Source organism: Pseudoalteromonas sp. SK18 (assembly GCF_001974855.1).
Classification (GTDB): Bacteria; Pseudomonadota; Gammaproteobacteria; order Enterobacterales; family Alteromonadaceae; genus Pseudoalteromonas.
The window spans coordinates 1-2,837 of the sequence record NZ_MTQB01000050.1 but is presented as its reverse complement, the minus strand read 5'-3'; the positions used below and the strand labels follow the sequence as shown (position 1 = coordinate 2,837).

The following is a 2,837-nucleotide window of genomic DNA, read 5'->3' as shown; positions in this document are numbered from 1 at the left end:
TATTCATGCTGTTGTGTGGTAACAAGCCTAATTGCACGTTCACGAAATTCTGATGTATAGCGATTTGATTTTTTCATAGTTCCAGTTTCTCAAGTTATTGAGTCTCTGGCAAACACGGGGCGATTCAAAAAGCCCTTTGTATGTTTTTACGAGAAAGTTGCTTCTGCCCCTCGAGGAAATCGGCCCAAGTTGCTGGAGTATATAAAAATGTGCCTGTTGCACGGGGAATATTATCATTGAGTTTGTTTTGTTTAAGAAATTTTTTTAATGACTCTATGTCGCTTAAGTTTAACGTTTCAGACTTATCAGTATCTCTAAGGCACTCATTTATCAACTCATTACTTTTAATCACTTCATTTACTAATGGAAGAATTACAGAATTAATATGCACTTCATCTTTATATTCTTTATATCTGACAACAATGAGGTAAAACACATAACTTACTAAATAGCCCATTGCCAGGTTATAAACGGAATTAAGCAGTCTTTCTCCACCATCGAATAACTCAGGTAATTTGTGAAACCATAAATCATTTAATAGAATCACAGATAAGAAAATTAAAAACAAAACATTAATTATTTTATTAATCGATAGAATAAATCTCATTATGCGCCTCTAGTCCGTAGCAGGAAGGTTACTAAAAAACCTTGGATATTTTTTATAATCAAATTTTTCTCCAAGTAATTTATCAAATTTGTCTTTTAGTTTAGGGTGATCAAGTGCTGCACGGTTTCTATCCCAAACTTGATTATTAGTTTCAATGTTTTCAAGCATGAATACAGCAGAATTTTTTGTGAAAAATTTTAAGTACGGTAAAACTAACTGGCCAAAGACTTTATCTGCGGTATCGAAACTACGACTTGAGCAGTAATAGACAGCTATCAGTTTAGAAAATGACTCCTCCCATTCATCTGAATCCGATAACTCTAAAATGTGTTCCCATTGTTGATCTAAAATTGTAGGATATTCATCACTTGCAAACCAAGAACAAAGAAAATCAAAATGTGCTCCTAAATCCCCATCGATGAACCAACCGTATATTTTACCTAATATACTAGAGTCCCTTGCATGCTTAATCTTGAGTTTTGCGTCTTCACTCAAGCACACGTATGCTTCTGGGTAATATGCCAAGTAGAACATTAAGAACCCCATAGGCTCCCCTACAGCAGCTATATTACTATACGCATCATTATTGCCTTTGATTTCTTCAATAACACGCGCAGAATGTCTCTCGGTAATTGCACGGACAACCCATAGGTTAACTTGCCTATTTTCTTTACACTTATCATCCGATAACTTAAATGCAAATTTCCAAATTGTCTTGAAAATAACCATTTCGACGTCTTTAGATATACGGTCTAAATACCGACTTGAGATATATCGTTTTAACTTAGGGAATGAGTTTATTGCCGTCTTAGCCTCATCTAAGTCCTCAAGAAATTCAGCTACGACCTTTTGAGTATAAAATGGAGGTTTTATCAAGATACCTTCTAACGCATTTCTGATAAGCGACCTAACAGTTTCTTTATTTGGTTTGTAAAGTTCCAAGTTTTGTCTTAAAACTGGGTGGGCTGATAGGTGTCTTTGTTTTTGTAGGTATCTTAGGTTTTCATATTCTGAGCTATCTATAAAATCGGTTCTGTCGTAAACCTCGTCAAGGAGTTTTAGCTCCCAATTTGGAGATTTTGGATCATCCGTTTGAATTTTCTTTATATCTTTTAATATATTGGAAGCAACCGTATCACCATATTGATCAACCAAATTTTGTAGTTTATAAACTAAATCACAAATTACTACTGACCAAAGCATAACGACTGAAGAGCGATAACATTGGTTTTGATAAGACGTTAAAACTTCATTAAAATACTCTTTTGTTCTACCAAAGTGTATTTTTTCTGAAATAGATTCTAATTCGAAATTCTTCACAAAGCTTCCTTGACTCCGAGCGCAGTTAATGTCTTATTAACAACAATTTGGCGGTTCATAACACATAAAGCGGCGTATATTATATGCCTAAATAATTTCACCAATAATTACCTTTGTAAACAAATGATTCATATGACTGTGAATTATGTTATTGGGAAAATTAGACTACTCAAAAAAGCGGGAATAAATTCAAATTTTTCAATGACTGCTTCTCGCTCAAAGCCGACCTATAGAGTAATTGCTTTAACACGTTTCGGGGCAAAAGCTTGTTAGAACAAAAGGCAGACTGCGACAAATAGCATCGAAAAGTTTCGAACTTTATTGTCATGGTTTTAGTATTTATTGTCGAGTTTCATAATTATTGTCCTCCGACACTTATATCTATTTTGAACTTCAATTATAGATTGGCAATCACAGCAGTTTTCTGCCGTTGGCACTGTTACTAATCTTTTAAACTGAATTTCAATACCGCATGTTTCACAATACCCGTATTCGCCAGGTTCTTTTTGAAGCCTAAATTTAACTCGTTGCAATGCCTTCAGCTGCAGACCTTTTCTATAACGTGAAATGTATTGTTGCTTACGCTCTTCTTCTAGTGCCGCTCGATCTAAAATATCTGCAAGTACATTGCTTTCAACATTCTTATTTATTGGTTCATTCAGAGCATTCTTAAGCATAGAAATTTCATCATTAACTTGGTTTATTATATGCCCTAATTGGTCTGTTTTTAAAAATTCATGCATTCCTTATATCCTATACTAAACATCAAAAAGGTATTTAAACTGTAAGCGTCTAGCGAACCACACCTAGCATCGATGTTCTGATTATCTAAAAATACCTGCTCAATGATAAATTCGGAGCAGGTGATGAAAACTTACAGAACAAGCGCACAGTGGCAGCAGCTTTTGCT

At 34.5% G+C, this 2,837-nt stretch carries 3 protein-coding genes; all 3 read right to left on the bottom strand.

The features are described from left to right. Positions 1-124: 124 nt before the first annotated feature. Entirely contained in the window at positions 125-607 is a 483-nt protein-coding gene (locus BW139_RS18005; RefSeq protein WP_076920569.1) for a hypothetical protein, read from the bottom strand. Between the two features lie 9 nt (positions 608-616). Next, positions 617-1,927: a hypothetical protein gene (locus BW139_RS18000; RefSeq protein ID WP_076920568.1), complete on the bottom strand. Its 1,311-nt coding sequence runs from the start codon at positions 1,925-1,927 to the stop codon at positions 617-619. A gap of 332 nt (positions 1,928-2,259) precedes the next feature. Then, entirely contained in the window at positions 2,260-2,670 is a 411-nt protein-coding gene (locus BW139_RS17995; protein ID WP_016899346.1) for a TraR/DksA C4-type zinc finger protein, read from the bottom strand. Between the last annotated feature and the right edge of the window lie 167 nt (positions 2,671-2,837).

What these genes read in the sequence shown, in the direction of transcription:
- BW139_RS18005 (WP_076920569.1), bottom strand. Translation starts at nt 607, where the DNA reads ATGAGATTTATTCTATCGATTAATAAAATAATTAATGTTTTGTTTTTA.
- BW139_RS17995 (WP_016899346.1), bottom strand. Translation starts at nt 2,670, where the DNA reads ATGCATGAATTTTTAAAAACAGACCAATTAGGGCATATAATAAACCAA.